This window comes from Oceanirhabdus seepicola (assembly GCF_023684385.1).
GTDB classification, from domain to species: domain Bacteria; phylum Bacillota; class Clostridia; order Clostridiales; family Clostridiaceae; genus Oceanirhabdus; species Oceanirhabdus seepicola.
The window spans coordinates 129,369-148,276 of the sequence record NZ_JAGSOJ010000001.1 but is presented as its reverse complement, the minus strand read 5'-3'; the positions used below and the strand labels follow the sequence as shown (position 1 = coordinate 148,276).

The window sequence follows — 18,908 nt, the reverse complement described above, 5'->3', positions numbered from 1 at the left end:
AATTGATCTTCACTTTTTATCTGGTATTATAACAGTCATAAGTTTCAAAAATAATTGTTTCTCCTGAATATATTTTTTCAACTGGTTTATGAGATTTAGACATAGTAAATATGGAATTTCCTCTTTTAATACGTTTCATATAATCACCCCATTAATTTTTTTTAATTGCTGCAATAACTTCAATTTCAATTTTAAAGTCAAAATGTAATTCTCTTGTAGGGACGATTGCTCTTGCAGGTTTATGATTCTTAAAAAAATCACTATAGATTCTATTTACCTTATCCCATAAAGACATATCTGGAATATATATAGTTGTTTTTAAAACATGATTTTTATCACTGCCAGCTTCCTTGAGAATTAAATCTATATTTTTTAGAACTAAATTAGTTTCTTCTTCTATAGTGCCAAATTTTTTCTCACCAGTATTTGAATCAACAGCTAATTGACCAGATATAAATACTAAATTATTATGGACTATTGCCTGGGAGTAGTGCCCGGAAGGTTTTAAAGCATTATCTGTGGATATATATTTCACAGTTAGTTCTCCTTATCTATATATTATTTTTTCTTGAGTTCATCTAAATAGCTGTATACAGTTACTTTAGAAATGTTTAGTTTCAGAGCTACTTTTTCAATAGCGCCCTTTATCAAAAATATACCTTTAGCATCCATAAACTTAATTAGTGCAATTTTATCTTTTCTTTTTAAGCTATAAATATCTACATTTCCTACTATTTTATCTATTAGGTCATCAACGATATCCATCACATTGTCAAATGGGCTCACTTCTTTTTCAACTTCTTCTTGTTCTACATATAGAAATTCATCTAAAAAATCCTTCATGTTTTTTACGGGTTCTAAATCATAATTTATACAGAAAGCTCCAATTACTTCACCCTTATAATTTCTAATAAGTGATGTAGAGGATTTTATTTCTCGTCCATCTTCAGTAGTAGTTTTGTAATTTGCAGCATAATCACCTTGAAAATTTTTAGATAGTAAAACTTGTTTTACTAGATGATCAAAGGACTGACCAACCTTTCTACCTGTTACATGATTATTAACAGCATAAACTACTGAATTCTGAGGAATTGATAAATCATGAATTACTACTTCACAGTTTTTACCAAAAGTTTTTGCTGTTAAATTGGCTATAGGAATATATTTTTCTAATTCTTTATTAATATGAATCAAGTAATCACTTCCTTTTGTTTTATAAAAAAATAAACATTAAGTATAAAAAAATATATGAAATTAATATAAATAAAACGTTTATATCTATAATTATATAAAAAGTTATATAAAAGTCAATGATATTTATAAAAACATATAAAAAATTATATATAACTGCTATGCTGCATATACAATAATACCAAATAAAAACACTTACTTAAATAATTATGCCAAAAAAAACATTCATGATATAATAGAAGTATGATAAAAAAATGACAAAATAAGATGATTTTGAGCTGAATTATAATTAATAACAAGGAAAGTGGGATTTGTAAGATGAGTAAATTATTCGAAATGAAAGAAGAGTACAAGTTAGGAATAGCTCATATTGATGAGCAGCATGCAAAGCTTTTTGAAATTGGGGATAGAGCATATCAGTTATTAAAGAATACATATAGTAATGATAAGTACGATAAAATAGTAGGAATAATTGAAGAATTGAAAAGTTATACAATAATCCATTTTAAAGATGAAGAAGAATATATGGAAAGTATAAACTATAAAAAAATGTTCAGCCAGAAAATTGATCATGCAGAATTTATTGGGAAAATAAATAATGTGGACATAAGTAAGATTGATCATAATCAGGATGAATATATAATGGAAATATTAAATTTTATTGCTAAGTGGTTGACTGAACATATTATAGAGAAAGATTTAATGATAGTGGAAAAATAATTGAAGAATAGATTTTCAAAAAAAGATGGGAAGGTGATACGGTTTGAAGAGTAATCTAGGTGGTTATATGGGAAAGGTTTTAAAAATCGATTTAACTAATAAGACTTCTGAAGAATACCCATTTTCAGATGAAGAAAGGGAAATGTATCTAGGGGGAAAAATTATGGCGGCAAAGATCCTATATGATCTTGTTCCTCCAGAAGTAGAACCATTATCTGATGAGAATGTGGTTGTAATCTCAACTGGTCCTTTGACTGGAACAGGGGCGCCATCCTCTAGCCGATTCAATATTTCATCGGTATCACCAGCAACGAATCTAATTGCTTCATCTAATTGTGGGGGAACATTTGGATTGCATACAAAAAAGGCTGGGTATGATGCATTAATTATTACAGGTAAGTCAGATGAAAAAGTTTGGCTAGAAATATTTAATGATGACGTTAAGTTTAATTCTGCTGATTCCTTATGGGGTAAAAAGGTGATAGATACTCAAGAGGCTTTACCAAAAGATTTTGGGAAAGTGGTTATAGGTCCTGCAGGAGAGAATCTTGTAAACTATGCTGCTATATTTAGTGGGGAAAGAGCGGCAGGTAGAGCTGGATTAGGTGCAGTGCTTGGATATAAAAATCTTAAGGGGATAGCAATAAGTGGTAAAAATATTGTTAAGAGTAAAAATCCTGAAAAGGTCAATGAATTTAATAATAAATGGATTAGAAATTTACAAAAACATCCTTTAACAGGACAGCAACTACCTAAATATGGAACAGCAGGGTTTGCTAGTATCATGAATAAAGAACACTCCCTAGCAACTAAGAATTTTACCTATGGCCAATATGAGCATTATAAAGATATTAGTGGCGAAACTTTAACTGAAAAATATCTTGTCACTAACAAGGGATGTGTTACATGTCCAATCAAATGTTCTAGAGTGGTGGAATATGATGGAAAAAGGATTAAGGGGCCTGAACTTGAAACATTAGGTTTACTGGGACCTAATTGGAATAATCATGATATGCAAAAAATTATAGAGATGAATTATGAGCTGGATGAACTCGGGATGGATACAATCTCATTAGGTGGTACTATAGCTTTTGCTATGGAATTAAATGAAAAGGGTTTATGGGACAATGGATTAGAATTTGGGAAAATAGATGGCATGATAAAAGTATTTGAAGATATTGCTTATAGAAGAGGAATTGGTGATGATTTAGCAAATGGAAGCAAGTTTTTAATGGAGAAATACGGAGGGGAAGAATTTGCAATTCAGTCAAAGGGAATGGAATTATCTGCATATGAACCGCGTTCTTCTGTTGGTTTAGGACTTGGATATGCTGTTTCTAATAGAGGCGGATGCCATCTTAATGCTGGTTATTCCATATTGATGGAGAATCTTGCAATGAATATAGATAAGTACTCAACTGTGAATAAAGCTGAACTGACTGCTTTGTTACAAAATGCTTTGGAGTCTGGGTCAGCAGCAGGAAGTTGTTTATTTACTATGTTCTTTATGATACCTGGACACTTTGTTACTCATAGAAACCGTGGTATAACAAAGATTGCAAATAAAGCTATGACTATAAAGGTTACCGCTAAGGTTGTAGATATGCTTAATAAGAATAAAGAAAAAAAATTAAATATACACCTCCCAATGCTTCAACATACAAAAGCATTGGAATTAGTAACAGGAATGAAAATGAGTTTCGGTAAATTAAGTTATATTGGAGAAAGAGGATATAATATTGAACGATTATTCAATATTAGGAGAGGGTTAAAGAGAGCTGATGACTCTTTACCTAAACGATTAACACATGTTTTACAAGATGAAAGCAATCCAAAATCGAAGGTTCCTTTGGAATTATTAAAGGACAAGTATTATAAAACAAGAGGATGGAGTGTAGAAGGTATACCGACTACTAAAACCTTAAAAAGATTAAAAATAGAAGGTTTCAGAGAAGAGGTGGTTCAATGAGTTATTCAATTACAGATAAATGCATAGGCTGTACATTATGTGCTAAAAAATGTCCTGTTAATGCAATAAAAGGTAATTTAAAAGAGAAACATTCAATAAACTCAGATAAATGCATTGAATGCGGTGTCTGTGGAAAAGTATGTCCAACTTCAGCAATCTTGAATTCTAACAATGAGACATGTATGAAAATTAAACAATCTGAATGGCCAAAACCAGTATTTGATTACAATAAATGCTATTCATGCGGTGTGTGTAAAGAAATGTGTATTGAAAATTGTATAGAAATGAAAAGCCAAGATGAGAATGATTTAGTTTATAAACCTTTTCTTGTTGAACCTAAAAAATGCATCAGCTGTGGTGCTTGTGTTAGTGTTTGCGGGGTTAATGCAATTCAGTTAAAAAACTAGCATGGGTTTTGAAATGAAAAATATGTATTGTGTGGCACCTAACTTCTGAAGTTAGGTGCTTTTTCACGGTGAGGAATATATATTATATAGGTAAAATATAAATAATAGTATGAATTAAATAAAAGGGATAGTATTGATAATATAAAGAAAGAAAAATAGATGTGGTGAGGTGTATATATGATATTTCAAGTTAGAGAAAAGGTATTTAGTTTCGGCGATGATTTTACAATTACAGATGAACAGGGAAATGATGTTTTCGTGGTTAAGGGTAAAGTTTTTAGCTTAGGAAATAAGCTTCATTTGTACAACATGAATGGGCAAGAGTTATTCTATATTGAGCAGAAGTTATTTAAAATGTTGCCAGAATACACAATTTTTTCTCAGGGAAATGATGTTGCAAGAGTTAAGAAGAAATTCACCTTCTTTGGATCCAAATTTATTATAGATAGTGTATATGGAGAATTTGATATTGAAGGTGAACCTTTTAATCATAATTTTTCAGTTATAAAGAATGGACGTGTAGTTGCTGATGTATCTAAAAGATTTTTTAGTTTTTCAGATACTTATGGAGTTGATGTAATGAATAGTGAAGATTATGGATTTATTTTGGCCTTAATTATTGTTATTGACCAGACACTTCATGATGGTAATAATAAATAATAGAGTACAACTAACATAAATATAAACTGCAAGAGTATAGATAATTAAACATATCTACTTTTGCAGTTTTTAAGTACTAAAATATAGTTGCAAAAACAACTAAAACATGTTAAATTAGGGAAGTAGTTGTTTTTGCAACTAAATTCAATATCAATTTAAGAGGTGCATAATGAAAACAAAGGAAAAAAGTAAAAATTCATTATTAAAGCTGTTAAAAGTTATAGTTGTAATATTTATAATCACTGGATTTGTAATTGGTGGAATGAATGGAGCCTTGGGAAAATCAGAAAATGTACAACTTGCTCATATAGTAAGAACAATATATTTAATGTATGAGAATATCTTTAGAACAGTTATAATAATCATATCAAGTTACATAACATTTAAACTTTTGAAGAATAGAAATAAAGGATCAAAGATGCGATTTGTATCATTGATTACTTTTTCAAGCTTTATGCTAATTATTTTCGTAATAATGCCACTAATAACTGGAATTGCAGATGTAGCAATAGCAGTTATGCCATTTTCATGGTCTAGCATGCCTATTCAGTTATTAAAAGATGGACATTTCTTCTCAAGTAGTATACAAAGTCATACTGTTAATATTCTTTTAATCATGTATGTTGTATATCAGGGAGTAGTATTGCTTGGAACTTTAATTTACGGACGGAGATTTCACTGCAGTATGATATGTCCTTATGCAGGAGGACATGCAGAAAGTTTTTCTTTGGCATTACCATTAATTAAGAAAAAGAATAGTAGATCAGGATTTAGTAATTTAACACTCAAATTATTAAATATTTTAAAGGTGTTCATGATATTATTTGCATTTGGAATTATGGGACTAATGGCCATAGATGTTTTTGGGGGAATTGAAGTAGTTTCATTTGAAACATTACGACAAATGGAAATGATAAAGTATATGACTTTTGATATTATACTTATGCAATTAGCGTATGTGACATTAAATGGCCGTGGATATTGTTATTATTGTCCTGCAGGAACAATTCTTGGTTTGGTCTCAAAATTATCAGGGCAAAGAATTGAAACTGATTTAACAGAATGTATTAATTGTGGTTTATGTGATAGAGAATGTGATATGTCTATATGTATTAGTGAAAAAGCACTAAAAGGTGAAGCATTAAGTCATATTAATTGTGTTGGATGTGGACATTGTGTTGATATTTGTCCAAAAGATAATTTGAAATATTCTACTAGCATAACTAGAAAGATATATGCAAAGAAAGAAACCACAACTGATTGTTCTTGTAACTAGTTTTGGATATACTAAATATTAGTGACAAAGTAATTAATACTTTAGTCACTGAGGGGGGTCTGTTATGAAATTTAATCAGTATGTTGGAAGGAATATGTCAAATATAACTAAGCATTTTAAAATTTACTTCAATTATGGATTAAAACCTTATGGGCTAACTGCTTCACAAGGGGTGGTTCTGCTTGTTTTATATGGAAACGATGGGGTAAATCAAGAGCAACTTATTGAAGTACTAAATTATGATAAAAGTGTAATGGCTAGAGTTGTTAAGAGTCTTGTTGAGTTAGGATACATAGAGCGACGAGTAAATCCAAAGGATAAAAGAGCATATGAACTTTATCTTACAAACAAAATGGATGAAATTAAACCAGTAATTTTTGATTTGTTAAAAGAATGGGATAAATCACTTATGGAATTTTTGACAGAAGAAGAGCTGTTACTCCTTAACGGAACTATAGAGAAAATTAATAAACGAGCACAATTAAAATCAAAAGAAATGAAGGAGAATTATGAAAGTGGAAAACGCAAAAGCTAATAGAATGGGTGCAATGCCTATACCAAAATTAATATTAAAAATGTCATTACCAGCTATATTGGCAATGATGGTACAAGCATTATATAATATTGTAGACAGCATGTTCGTGGCAAGGATAGGTGAAAACGCATTAACCGCTGTATCATTAGCATTTCCTATTCAACTTATAATTATTGCATGTTTTGTAGGTCTGGGGGTAGGAGTTAGCTCACTTGTATCTAGGAAAATAGGTGAGAAAGATATTAAATCAGCTACCCTTGCAGCAGAACATGGATTTTTAATAAGTAGCATACTTTATGTAATGTTAGTTATTATTGGACTAATAGTGTCAAATATATTCTTTGGATTATTCACAGATAATGCAGAAATAATAGGTTTTGGATCAGATTATTTAAGAATAATAATGGTATTTTCATTTGGTAGTTTATTTGCACAAGCTGGAATGAGTATCCTACAAGGTAGTGGGGATATGATTAAACCGATGATTGCACAAGTAATAGGAGCCATAATAAATATAGCTCTTGATCCAGTCTTAATATTTGGATGGTTTGGACTTCCTGCAATGGGCGTAAAAGGAGCGGCAATTGCCACAATTATTGGGCAAGTTTCTTCCATGAGTTTTATTCTTTTTGTATTATTTAGAGGAGACAATCAATTAAAACTTGATTTAAAGAGCTTTAAATATTCTAAAACTATTACAAAACAAATATTAATAGTAGGCCTTCCGGTAGCATTAATGCAAGCATTAGGGTCAGTTATGCTTATAGGCCTTAATAAGATATTAGCAGGATTTGGTGAAACTCCAGTTGCTGTTCTAGGAGTATATTTTAAACTTCAATCATTTGTATTTATGCCGATATTTGGTTTATCACAAGGGACTATGCCAATTATAGGATTTAACTTTGGAGCAAAGAATAAGGGGCGTATAATGAAGACTATAAAAGTAGCGGCAATTGCAGCAGTATCTTTTATGTCCATTGGAATGATAATATTTCAAATATTCCCAGCGCAGTTATTAACTATTTTTAACAGCACTGAGGAAATGACAGCAATAGGAGTAGTTGCATTTAGAACAATTAGCATTGGGTACCCACTTGCGGCACTATCAATAGTACTAGGATCCGCATTTCAAGGAATGGGAGATGCATATATAAGTATGATTGTTTCATTTATAAGACAGATAATTGTATTACTACCAGCTGCATTTTTGTTAGGTAAATTTGTAGGGCTTGATGCAGTGTGGATATCATTTGTAATAGCAGAAGTAATTGGATTAATAGTAGTTCTTAGTTTCTTTAAAAAGATATATACTTCAAAATTATCTATTTGGGATGATAAGAATAAATCAGTAGCTTAGTAAGGCATGTGAAAATAAATAATAAGTCAAAGATGCAAAATAGACGAGTATACTGACTTGTTATTTATTTGAACTTGCCTAGATAATAGAGCAACTAATCATTATGATTAGTTGCTTTTTCGTTTATTCATAGTTAATAAATTACATGGTATAATAAAAGTAACTTTAAATATAATGAAACATAGTAAAAATTATGAAATATATGTTGTTTATAGAAGGAGGAGTAAATGCCAAGTTACGAAAATAATAAAATAAACAGATTCTACCTGAATGTCTGAAATTGCTTTATACTTAGCGCCAGTTGGAAAAGTTTAATCCGTAGAATAGGAGATTAATAAGTTAATTAATATTATCTAAGAGGTGAGTTTATGAGTTTTCATAATGACTTTGAGAAATGGATAGGATTAACAAAAAAACAGAATTGTGCAGTATGTAATGCTGAACCTATGCCTGAAGGTATGATAGATCTATATGAGTTACCACATTCATGGCTTAATTCAGAACCTGTGGAATGTATAAAGGGAGCATGTCATGTAATTGCTAAGTATCATGGAATAGAGTTATATGATTTATCTGATGAGGAGCTACTTGGGTTCATGAAGGATGTTCAATTGTATGCAAAGGTATTGAAAAAAGTGACTAATGCTGTGAAAATAAATTATGAAATACATGGGAATACTGTACCACATCTTCATATGCATCTTTACCCTAGATATATGGATGATCCTTTTCCGGGGAAGGCAATTGATTACAATCAGAAAAGTCAAGCCATATATAAAGAAGGTGAGTATGAAGAGTTTGTAAATAAAATGAGAAATGAGCTAGATAAGTTAACTATGATTTAAAGAGGCTGACTAAAAAATCTGCCTCTTACTTTAGGTGAATATTTTAGTATTAGCATACAACGCTTACATAAAAATAAGTACTTATGAGAAAGGGGATTGAAATGGCACATAAATTAGGTGTTTCTGGTAGTGTGATTTTATCTAATCCAGAACATTATTCAGAATTATTTTGGGAGGGAATTGATCATATTGAAATTGGAGAATTTTATGATGAAAAAGCCTTAAATGATTTTATAAAACAATGTAGAGAAAAACAGATTAGCTTTGGAATACATTCCCCTTTAATGCGAAATGGAAGTAAATACGATTTAATTGAGAGAGTACAATATGATTCGGAATTTGCTTGGGAACAGTTAGAATTAGAGGCAGAGAAGATGTCCTCTTTAGGTGCAGATTATCTGCTAGTTCATTTTCCATATTTCAAAGATGAAATAACAGGGAACGCTAATGAATTAATAGAAGAAGGCTTGAGAAAATTAAGTGACATACAAAATAAATACTCTATTGAACTCATTTGTGAACCTAAACTTGGATTAAACCGTTCTGCAGCAGGAATAAATTATCTTCATAATTTTCCTAAGGGAATATGGGGAAAATATAATATAAAATTGTGTATAGATATAGGTGACTATATTATTGCAACTGGTGAAGAAATTTTTAACTATTTACTGAAGTGGAAAGAATTTGTGAAAGTGGTTCATTTACATAATGTATATTACCAGGGAAATAAGTATATTTGGGTACCTGTCCATCCAACTCAAAAGTATGAAATAAGCAATTATAAAATTGAAAAAATAATTAGATCCTTATCACAATGTGAAGATGTGTCTTTTGTTTTTGAGCATACACCACATACAAATCCAAGTAAGGACTTAGTGAATGAAGGGTATGAATGGGTAAGATTTCTTATTAGTGATTAAAACAACCACCTACTAAAGCAGGTGGTCAGGCGTTGAAAAAACTCAATCTCGGCGTCACTAAGGCTCTCTGCGCTGCTCGAGTACTACTTGTACACTCTGCTGCTCGTTCCCCTTGTTCCTTGATCTTGAGCTTTTTCAACACCTGAAATTCTGAAGATGGAAAACATAGTAATATCGTATAAATTTTTAAACAATTATTAAGTTATATTATTCAAAGTTTCTTTCATTTTTTCATTTATTTTTTCTTGTCGTATGAATTTTTCATTTAAATTGCTTAAGGGTACATTTTTGGAAACAGTATTTGATGCAATTGAATCAAAAGAACTATCAAAATTAGGATTATTAGGTTTATTAAGTGTCTTATGTGAGTAATTATCATTTGACCCAGTAGGTATAGGCATTTAGTATACATCTCCTTTATGGATTTTATAAATTTAATATATGGTTTCACTATTATAATATTAGTTTCTCCAGTTTCTCCAGTTTCTAAAAGTATAATCTATGAAATAATAGGTGAACTCTCCCTCCACTTGCTCACGCTGAAGTGGGGGCTTCTTGGTATATCCAAGAACTTTTCCTGCTTCACAGATTTCGTAACTGTCATTTAGACTGTTATCCCTACTTTCTCCACAGGCTATCCCCGTAAGACCTACGGTTCTTATTTTTATGCTATATCTAATAATCCTTGTCTCAGTATATTTTTACTAGCATTTATGTCTCTATCATGAATGCTACCGCATTGAGGACATTTCCATTCTCTTATATGGAGTGTTATATCTTCCATAATATAGTCACATTCATTGCAAGTCTTTGATGATGGATACCATCTATCTATTTTATGAAGTTTTCTTCCACACCATTTTGCTTTATACTCAAGCATAGTAATAAATTTATGCCAACATACATCTGAAATACTTTGTGCTAATTTATCATTCTTCATCATATTTTTAACTGCTAAATCTTCAAGAACTATAACTTGGTTTTCGCTTATAATTCTTTTAGATAATTTATGAATAAAGTCTATTCTTTGATTAGCCACACGTTCATATAATTTAGCAACTTTTACCCTTTGTTTATGAAAGTTATTACTACCTTGTTGTTTACTGCTTAGTTTCCTTTGTTCTCTTGTTAATTTATTTAATGACTTTTTTAGATACTTTGGGTTTTCTATCTTTTCACCATTAGATAATGTCGCAAAATAGCTTAGCCCTAAATCTAGTCCAATATTTTCAGTTACTTTCTCTAAAGGTTCTATTTCTGTTTCAACACATATAGATACGAAATATTTACCACTTGGAGTTTTAGAAATTGTGCCATTTATTATTCTACCGTGAAAGTATCTATGCACTTTTGCTTTAATCCATTTCAACTTAGGAAATTTGATTTTATCTTTTTTTATATCAATATTGTTATTTACAAAATTACTTGTATAAGTTTTATAGTTATTTCTTCTGCTTTTGAATTTTGGTCTATCTGCTCTACCTTCAAAGAAATTCTTGAAGGCAGTGTCAAGATTTCTTAGTGACATTTGTAGTGATGTACTATCAACTTCTTTAAGCCATACAAACTCTTTTTTCATACTTGGTAGTTGATTTTGTTGTTCCGTATATTTCACACATATTTTCTTATCCTTATATACTTCATTTCTTTGATTTAAGAAATGGTTATATACAAATCTTGAACAGCCAAAAGAATTCTCAATTACGTTGATTTGATTTTCACTTGGATATATTCTAAATTTATATGCCTTATTGATTTTCACTACTTTCACCACCTTTATCTTTTGCCTTGATTTTGAATATATTTCTTTATTACTTCTCTTCTGTATTTTACAACTAATATAAGATGATACTGTAATAAGAATACTGAATGATTATCATGTCTAATTTCATTTTTATCACCCATTTATATTATTTACTACTGATTATGTTTTGATACAAAAAAATAATGAAAGAAAGTTTTTAACGTATTCATCTCCCACTTATAGAAGATGGGCGACTTCTGCTAGCTACGTTAAATTTTTGTTCCGTGATTTTGTTTGATGAAAATTCAATATGTATTTTATGAAGTATCTAACTGTTTGGGCTAGATACTTTTTCAATTTCAAGTTGGAATGAATTTAATTGGTAATTATAATCGATTATAGAATATCTTATTATTAGCAGTATATATAAAGAAGAAAATATGAATTATGGTCATGTTTTACAAAAGCTTTATTATAGAGGAGCTGAGACTTAATCAAAGTGATACTGGAATATATTTATATTCCATACTTTTGGTGGATAACAAAAAAAGACACTTTGAAATATATTAAATATGTAAAGTGAATTAATTTTAATAATATAAAGAAGGGAGAAATAATGAAAAGAAAGATTTTGCCTTTATTTTTATGTGGTGTAATGGTTCTTACAATAATGTTTTCAGGATGTGCAAAAGAAAAAGTATCAAATGTTACAGGGAAGGGGAATAACACTAGCAGCATAAATAATACAGAGAACAGTGAAAAGTCTCAAGATAGTAATAATTCACAAGATAAAAGTAATAAAGAAAATATAAAGGAAAATGATAAAGATAAAGAAGTACTTGATATTCAGACACGTCTAGAACAAGATGAAAATGTATCTGAAATAACATGGTCAAATACTAGAACAAAAATAGCTTATTTAAAGGAAATAGAAGATTTTCAAAAAGAACTATATATAAGGGATATAACTTTAGAAAAAGAAACAAAGGTTGAAGGATTAAAAGGAAATCTATATGAAATATCATGGGCTCCTAATGATGTATGGGTAACAGTTAATGATGGAACTTCTAATATATTTGAAACAATAATAATAAATAAATTCAACTTAATACATGATAAAATAGTTAACACTAGCGGACCCGTTTGGTGTGAAGATTCGGAAAAAATTGCTTTTGCTGTTCCAAATAATAAAGAAACTATAGTTCCTATTGAATTGGATGGGACTACAGATTTAATGATATATTATTTTAATTCTACTAATGAAATGAATCGAGTTGTGGTTATGGAAGGTGAGAATGACTTTTTTTACGAGCCTTTCGAGTGGAATAAGGATGGAATAAAGTGTATAAAATCATATCTTGATAATAGAGAATATGAAGAATTTGTATATGAGGAATTAAGGTATAATATAATTGAGGAAACATATATAGCAAAGAACAAAAATAGTGAAGTTATTATTAATTACCCTATAATAGAATATCTAGAATATGAAGAAACAAAAGAAACAGAAGAAACTGAAGAAGTTGAAGTCGTGGTTAATAGTCATATTAGTTATAAAGCAGGTATTTTAGATGAACTTACTGAATATGAAGACGAAACTTATAAGGAAACATTAAATGTAGATTATACAATTACTAAGAAGACAAATGAAATTTTAAGTATGTACTTCGTGCATTCATTAATGATGGAGGGAGCAGCATTTCCAAGCACATATATAGAAGGGTTAACATTTAATATGAGTTATGCAGGAATGTTAGAGCTAAAGGAGCTATTTAGAGAAGATATAGATTATAAAAATATATTAAATTCAATTCTAAATGAAAAGGTAAAGGAATTGGAATTTGAAGTTTTTGAAGAATTTAAAGGCATAGAAGAAGAACAAGGATTTTATCTAACAGATAGTAGTTTAGTTATATATTATCAAGAAGGTATTTATACACCACATGCAATTGGTCCTCTTTTCATGGAAATACCTATAGAAGAGATAGAGGATATATTAAGGTAAATATCCTAACAAAAGAAGTCAACAATATTTATATTGATTATTTCTCCGCCTAACAATACATTCTCTTTCATAGAAAGGGAATGTATTATTTTTTAAAAAGATATATGGTAAAATATAGACAAGTTAATTAATTACGGCAAAAATTATGGTTACAAAAATTACTATAAATAGAGTTTATAAGGAGAAGAAATTATGGGAGAATACACAGAACTTATTATGGTTAGACATGCAAAAGTAGAATATACACCAGAGGATAAGGAAAGAGCCTTATCAAAGGAAGGGGAAGAACAAAGAAATGATGTATTAAATATTTTGAAGAGTAAAGAAATTGATGTAATTTACTCAAGTCCATATAAAAGGGCAATTGATACTATTAAGCTTTATGCTGAATATAGAGAATTTGAAATTCAAATATTAGATGATTTGAGAGAACGTAAGGTATCAGATTGTTTTATTGATGATTTTGACTCATTTGCAATGAAGCAGTGGGATGATTTTGATTATAAATTAAATTATGGTGAATCTCTTAGAGAAGTTCAAGATAGAGGAATTAAAGTTATTCAAGAAATTATAAGAGATAATAAAGGGAAAAAGATTATGATAGGAACACATGGAACATTTCTAGGGGTATTATTAAACTATTATGAAAAAACATGTGATTATCACTTTTGGAAAAATCTTAAGATGCCTGCAATTATATCGATAATATTGGATAGTGATGAGGTTGTTAAGAGTATAGTGGAAACAAGACTTGATGGAGAGATATTTTCTGTTATTTAAGAGATTATAAATTTAAATTTAATAGATAGAGAGTAGGAAATTATAAGACTAAATGAGTCAAATATTAAGAGCACAACTGGAGTGGATTAAGAATGAAGAGATATTTAACAATTTTTATGATTGCATTAATTTTAGTATCCTGTTCATCTAATAAGGTTTCTCAGAAAAATGATAATTTAGAAAATCCGGAATATCAGGAATTTATTAGCGAGAATGAAGATTTTCGAGTTACTACATATATTAATAAGTTAGAGTTCAATGAGAATGAAGAAATCAAAATGTATTCAACTTTTGAGTATATAGGAGAAGAAGATACTATTACTATATGGTCTGGAGAACCATACTTTTACTTTACAATATTAAAAGGACAGGAATATTATAATAGGGGATTGACTTTAGATATTTTAAAGAGAACTATTCTTAAGAAAGGTGAAATATATACTTTTCCATTTTTTAAAAGTAGAGGATATAGTGCTGATGATCCAAAAGCTGATTTTTGGAAACAGTATAATTCAGAGAAAGAGTTAAAACTACCAAATGGAGAATATTCATTTACCGCATACGCAGCTTTTTCATTGGATAAAAAACAAGAAAAGAATATTTCTGTAAAAACAGAGTTTATAGTGAAGGTTAAGTAATGTTTTATGTTTTCATAATATTAAGAAGGGGGAAAAATAATGAGAACAGAATATTGGAAAGGCTGTTTTATTTCTGAAGGTTTAAAAGATCCTACAATTTTAAATAAGTATAAATGTTTTAAATTTAAACTTACAAAAGACAACTTACCACTAGATGATAAAGGAACAGTTGGACGGTGGCATATGTTCTGGATTGAAGTACCATATAGTGATTTTGAAATATTTAAAGATAATATGAGATATAATTGGTATGGTCACTTTTGGAAGGACAATACAATTGTAGCTATTTTTGAAGGTAGGAAATTTGAGATTGATAAGAATGATAGAAATACTTGGAAAGAAGCAATAGAGTTTGGTAAAAGTCAGAATATTTTAGAAGAACAATTAGATTTTTTAACTGAGTAGATTTTAATAATAATTAACTCTCATCATTAGAAATGAGAGTTTTCTTTTTGAAACAATATATGGTAAAATATTGATTAATATAAAAAATAAGGAAGAGTATTGAACTAAATAATAAATGGGGGAGTTAAATGAGTGAAGAAATAATTAAAGTTGTTGATTTCACAAAATGCTACGGTGACTATACTGCGGTAAATGGAATTAGTTTTGAAGTTAAAAAAGGGGAGATTTTTGGTATTCTTGGACCCAACGGAGCAGGTAAAACCAGTACATTAGAATGTCTTGAAGGATTAAGGAATCCTGATGGAGGAAAAATTGAAATTATGGGGATAGACCCATCAAAAGATAGTGTGAAATTGAAAGATATCATAGGGGTACAACTTCAGTCCTCAGCATTACCAACCACAATTACTGTAAAAGAATCAATGAGATTATTCTCATCATATCATGGCATAAAACCAAGATATGATCTGTTAAAAAGAATGAGATTGTGGGACAAGGCAAATACTTATTTTAATACTCTTTCAGGTGGAGAACAGAAAAGATTAGTATTAGCCCTAGCAGTTGCTCATAATCCCAAAGTGCTTATTTTAGATGAGCCTACTGCGTCATTGGATGTACAATCAAGAGTGGAACTTCATGAATTGATGAATGAATTAAAGAATCAAGGAACAACAATTCTTCTTGCAACTCACGATATGGCAGAAGCAGAGAAAATGGCAGATAGAATGGCCATTCTATTAAAAGGTAAACTTGTGACTATTGGTACTCCAAAGGAAATAACAGCTTCTGGTTCAACTGAAACTAAAATTTCTGTTCGAACAATTGGAAAAAGTCTTGAAGAGGCTGAAGGTACATTGGTTGATGAATACTATATTTTTTATTCAGATAATCCTGGTAGGAAGGTAACAGAAATAATTAATTTAATTGATATAATGGGAGATAGTCTTATTGATTTAAGAGTAGAGCGACCATCATTAGAGGAAAGATTCCTTGAAATAACTTCTGTAGGAGGTGCACTATGAAGTCTTTTATAACACATTTTGTAATGGATTTAAAGGGTGGTCTTAGAGATAAAACATTATTGCTTATGAATTATCTATTTCCCCTTGGTTTCTATTTAGTAATGGGTGGGATAATGCCTAAATTAAATCCACAATATGGTGACATTCTTATACCTTCAATGATGATATTTGGGATATTGGTGAGTGCTATCTTGGGAATGCCTAATGTTTTGGTTACATCAAGAAATAATGGTATCTTTAGAAGTTATAAAATTAATGGTGTATCAAAATTATCAATGCTTGCAATACCAACACTTTCAACTGTTTTTCATACAATTATTGTGACAGCAATAATCCTTTTAAGTGCTCCAGTTTTGTTTGGTGCTAAGTTACCAGGTAATATTGGGGGATTAATTCTTGTTTTTCTTGCTACGGTTATTGTATGTACAGGGATAGCTCTTTTATAGGAGTAATAGCAAATAATACTTCAGTAACAGTACTTTATGCACAGGTAATATTTCTTCCTTCAATGCTTATTGGGGGACTAATGATGCCAACTAATGCTTTGCCAGAGTCAATTACAAGTTTTGGAAGGCTGCTTCCTACGACTTATGCAATGGATGCTTATCAAGCATTAGTAGAAAATGGACAGCATTCATTTAATCCAATGATTTCTCTTGGTATACTTATATTATGCGGCGTAATAAGTTTTATATTAAGTGGTTATCTTTTTAGGTTAGATAATAACAATACTTCAAAGTCTAAAAATAAATTGTGGGCATTAGGAGCACTAATCCCTTTTATTTTAGGAACAGTGTTTTTGTAATTTAATATTATTATCATTTCAATTATCATCTTATATAATGCAAAACTCTCATTTAGAAATATAAATGAGAGTTTTGTTTTAAATATGATTCATGGTAAAATATTCATAAATATAAGAAAATATTACATGTTTAAAAAATTTTATTGATGGAGAGGTAAATACATTATGAAATTTCAATTTAAGCCTTGTAAAATGGAAGATATTAATTTATTAATGCAGGAATATATCAATACATTATCTTCACCATTTGATTCCTTCTTAGATGACCATATTGTTGCTTCTGAGTTTTATTTAATTACTGATACCATAGATTCAATTGGATATTGTGCAATTTATGAAGGAAAATTACTAACTCAATTTTATATAAGCTTCAAGTATTTAAAATATGGTCAAGATATTTTCAAATCTATACTTAAAGAATTCACAATTGAATCTGCATTTGTGACTACTAGTGATGAGTTACTTTTAAGTTTGGCTTTAGATCAAAGTGAAATAGTTAAAAAGCAAGCATATTTCTTTCAAGATAATAAAGAAGTTGATACAAGTGTAAAATTATATAAAAATGGGGATTTTAGAATTGCTAATAAAGAAGATATATCAGAGATTAAAAAAGTTAGCGGAGATTTTTTTGATAAGCTAGAGGAACAAGTAGACAATAATCAAATATTCATATTTACTGAGGATAATATATTACTTGGTGCTGGAATAATTGAAAAAGGAAGAGTTCTAAAGGGTTTTACTAGTATAGGTATGTATACAAATGAATTATATAGAAGAAAAGGTATTGGAAGAACCATAATATTCAATTTGAAAAAGTGGTGTTATGAAAACAATCAGATTCCTATTTGTGGTTGTTGGTACTATAATGAAAATTCAAAAATGACTTTAGAAAGTGTTGGATTTGTTACTAAAACTCGTCTTTTAAGTATTGAATTTACTGATGACGCAAGGGAATAGTACTACACTTAAAAGAATGGTCAAAAAAGTTTTACAAAAGAGAAAGTGATATATGAAAACAATCAAATATGTAGGGTGATAGGAGGAGAATAGTATGTTAAGTATGATACATAATCAGTTGCCAATAAAAATGTCAGATGAATTTCTAATTCGCTACATCAAAAATGATGACAAAGAAGATCTTTTTCAAATATACAGTAATGAAAAAATAGCAAAGTATGTTACAAGAAAGACTCATACTTCTATAAAAGATACAGATGAATTTATAGAAGTAATTAATCAACGAATTAAAGAGGGAAATAATTTATATTTAGGGATTTGTGAGATACATTCCGAAAAACTAGTTGGAGTTATTAGATTTCTAAAAAAAGAAGATCCAAGTACTCTAACAATCGGATATGCACTAAATGAAGATTATTGGGGCCGTGGATTAATATCTATTGCAATGAATAAATTAATCGAACTGTTAAAGTTAGATGGTAATTATTCAAGACTTCGTGCAACAGTAAAGCCAGAAAATATAAATTCTCAACGATGTGTAGAAAAACTTGGATTTAAATTAACTGAGAAGTTCATGAAAAATGAAATTATAGATAATAAAGAAGTAAAAACTGAAAGACTATTATATTTTAAAAATTTATAAATAATTAGGTGAGAAAAGTTCCGGCATAG

The 18,908-nt window shown here is 29.5% G+C and carries 21 protein-coding genes and 2 pseudogenes; 17 read left to right on the top strand and 6 right to left on the bottom strand.

The window, feature by feature from the left end:
- Positions 1-16 precede the first annotated feature (16 nt).
- From KDK92_RS24365 to KDK92_RS00755, 3 genes are read right to left on the bottom strand one after another with little or no spacing between them, the layout of a single operon-like run.
- On the bottom strand, positions 17-139 hold the full coding sequence (locus KDK92_RS24365; protein ID WP_276575847.1) for a hypothetical protein: 123 nt from the start codon (positions 137-139) through the stop codon (positions 17-19).
- Positions 140-151: 12 nt separating this feature from the next.
- Entirely contained in the window at positions 152-535 is a 384-nt protein-coding gene (locus KDK92_RS00760; RefSeq protein WP_250857109.1) for a RidA family protein, read from the bottom strand.
- A 23-nt stretch (positions 536-558) separates the two neighbouring features.
- The gene (locus tag KDK92_RS00755; protein WP_250857108.1) at positions 559-1,194 is read right to left on the bottom strand and encodes a helix-turn-helix transcriptional regulator; all 636 of its coding nucleotides are present in this window, start codon (positions 1,192-1,194) and stop codon (positions 559-561) included.
- Between the two features lie 315 nt (positions 1,195-1,509).
- Between KDK92_RS00755 and KDK92_RS00750 the strand changes: the two genes are divergently transcribed.
- The 9 genes from KDK92_RS00750 (at position 1,510) to KDK92_RS00710 (ending at position 9,880) form a co-directional block, all read left to right on the top strand.
- Positions 1,510-1,911, top strand: a complete 402-nt coding sequence (locus tag KDK92_RS00750) for a bacteriohemerythrin (protein WP_250857107.1) — start codon at positions 1,510-1,512, stop codon at positions 1,909-1,911.
- 43 nt (positions 1,912-1,954) lie between these two features.
- The gene (locus KDK92_RS00745; RefSeq protein ID WP_250857106.1) at positions 1,955-3,880 is read left to right on the top strand and encodes an aldehyde ferredoxin oxidoreductase family protein; all 1,926 of its coding nucleotides are present in this window, start codon (positions 1,955-1,957) and stop codon (positions 3,878-3,880) included.
- Positions 3,877-4,287, top strand: a complete 411-nt coding sequence (locus KDK92_RS00740; protein ID WP_250857105.1) for a 4Fe-4S binding protein — start codon at positions 3,877-3,879, stop codon at positions 4,285-4,287. The genes KDK92_RS00745 and KDK92_RS00740 overlap by 4 nt, the downstream gene beginning before the upstream one ends.
- A gap of 177 nt (positions 4,288-4,464) precedes the next feature.
- Positions 4,465-4,947, top strand: a complete 483-nt coding sequence (locus tag KDK92_RS00735; protein WP_250857104.1) for an LURP-one-related/scramblase family protein — start codon at positions 4,465-4,467, stop codon at positions 4,945-4,947.
- A gap of 169 nt (positions 4,948-5,116) precedes the next feature.
- On the top strand, positions 5,117-6,223 hold the full coding sequence (locus tag KDK92_RS00730) for a 4Fe-4S binding protein (RefSeq protein ID WP_250857103.1): 1,107 nt from the start codon (positions 5,117-5,119) through the stop codon (positions 6,221-6,223).
- Between the two features lie 64 nt (positions 6,224-6,287).
- Positions 6,288-6,758 (top strand): MarR family winged helix-turn-helix transcriptional regulator, encoded by a 471-nt coding sequence (locus tag KDK92_RS00725; RefSeq protein WP_250857102.1) that lies wholly within the window; start codon positions 6,288-6,290, stop codon positions 6,756-6,758.
- The gene (locus tag KDK92_RS00720; RefSeq protein WP_250857101.1) at positions 6,733-8,115 is read left to right on the top strand and encodes an MATE family efflux transporter; all 1,383 of its coding nucleotides are present in this window, start codon (positions 6,733-6,735) and stop codon (positions 8,113-8,115) included. The genes KDK92_RS00725 and KDK92_RS00720 overlap by 26 nt, the downstream gene beginning before the upstream one ends.
- A 368-nt stretch (positions 8,116-8,483) precedes the next feature.
- On the top strand, positions 8,484-8,960 hold the full coding sequence (locus tag KDK92_RS00715; protein ID WP_250857100.1) for an HIT family protein: 477 nt from the start codon (positions 8,484-8,486) through the stop codon (positions 8,958-8,960).
- Between the two features lie 101 nt (positions 8,961-9,061).
- Positions 9,062-9,880 (top strand): TIM barrel protein, encoded by an 819-nt coding sequence (locus KDK92_RS00710; RefSeq protein WP_250857099.1) that lies wholly within the window; start codon positions 9,062-9,064, stop codon positions 9,878-9,880.
- Between the two features lie 197 nt (positions 9,881-10,077).
- On the opposite strand, the gene KDK92_RS00705 is transcribed toward KDK92_RS00710, so the two are convergent.
- The 3 genes and pseudogenes from KDK92_RS00705 to KDK92_RS24360 all read right to left on the bottom strand — a co-directional run.
- Positions 10,078-10,281, bottom strand: coding sequence for a hypothetical protein (locus KDK92_RS00705; RefSeq protein WP_250857098.1), 204 nt, complete (start codon positions 10,279-10,281; stop codon positions 10,078-10,080).
- Between the two features lie 263 nt (positions 10,282-10,544).
- The gene (gene tnpB / locus KDK92_RS00700) at positions 10,545-11,642 is read right to left on the bottom strand and encodes an IS200/IS605 family element RNA-guided endonuclease TnpB (RefSeq protein WP_338115230.1); all 1,098 of its coding nucleotides are present in this window, start codon (positions 11,640-11,642) and stop codon (positions 10,545-10,547) included.
- Between the two features lie 20 nt (positions 11,643-11,662).
- Positions 11,663-11,772, bottom strand: a pseudogene (locus tag KDK92_RS24360) (transposase); the annotation flags it as partial.
- 468 nt (positions 11,773-12,240) lie between these two features.
- Here KDK92_RS24360 and KDK92_RS00695 point away from each other — a divergent pair.
- The 8 genes and pseudogenes from KDK92_RS00695 (at position 12,241) to KDK92_RS00655 (ending at position 18,879) form a co-directional block, all read left to right on the top strand.
- A complete protein-coding gene (locus KDK92_RS00695; protein WP_250857097.1) occupies positions 12,241-13,629 on the top strand; it encodes an RsiV family protein in 1,389 nt (462 codons plus the stop codon).
- A gap of 192 nt (positions 13,630-13,821) precedes the next feature.
- Positions 13,822-14,409 carry a histidine phosphatase family protein gene (locus tag KDK92_RS00690; RefSeq protein ID WP_250857096.1) on the top strand — a complete coding sequence of 196 codons (588 nt, stop codon included), beginning with the start codon at positions 13,822-13,824 and terminating at the stop codon, positions 14,407-14,409.
- A gap of 92 nt (positions 14,410-14,501) precedes the next feature.
- Positions 14,502-15,047 carry a hypothetical protein gene (locus tag KDK92_RS00685; protein WP_250857095.1) on the top strand — a complete coding sequence of 182 codons (546 nt, stop codon included), beginning with the start codon at positions 14,502-14,504 and terminating at the stop codon, positions 15,045-15,047.
- 39 nt (positions 15,048-15,086) lie between these two features.
- The gene (locus KDK92_RS00680; RefSeq protein WP_250857094.1) at positions 15,087-15,452 is read left to right on the top strand and encodes a hypothetical protein; all 366 of its coding nucleotides are present in this window, start codon (positions 15,087-15,089) and stop codon (positions 15,450-15,452) included.
- Positions 15,453-15,580: 128 nt separating this feature from the next.
- Positions 15,581-16,474 (top strand): ABC transporter ATP-binding protein, encoded by an 894-nt coding sequence (locus KDK92_RS00675; protein WP_250857093.1) that lies wholly within the window; start codon positions 15,581-15,583, stop codon positions 16,472-16,474.
- A pseudogene (locus KDK92_RS24880) lies at positions 16,471-17,279 on the top strand (ABC transporter permease). Before KDK92_RS00675 ends, KDK92_RS24880 begins: the two are co-directional and overlap by 4 nt.
- A gap of 165 nt (positions 17,280-17,444) precedes the next feature.
- Positions 17,445-18,236: a hypothetical protein gene (locus KDK92_RS00660; protein WP_250857090.1), complete on the top strand. Its 792-nt coding sequence runs from the start codon at positions 17,445-17,447 to the stop codon at positions 18,234-18,236.
- A 94-nt stretch (positions 18,237-18,330) separates the two neighbouring features.
- The gene (locus KDK92_RS00655; protein WP_250857089.1) at positions 18,331-18,879 is read left to right on the top strand and encodes a GNAT family N-acetyltransferase; all 549 of its coding nucleotides are present in this window, start codon (positions 18,331-18,333) and stop codon (positions 18,877-18,879) included.
- The last annotated feature ends 29 nt before the right edge of the window (positions 18,880-18,908 follow it).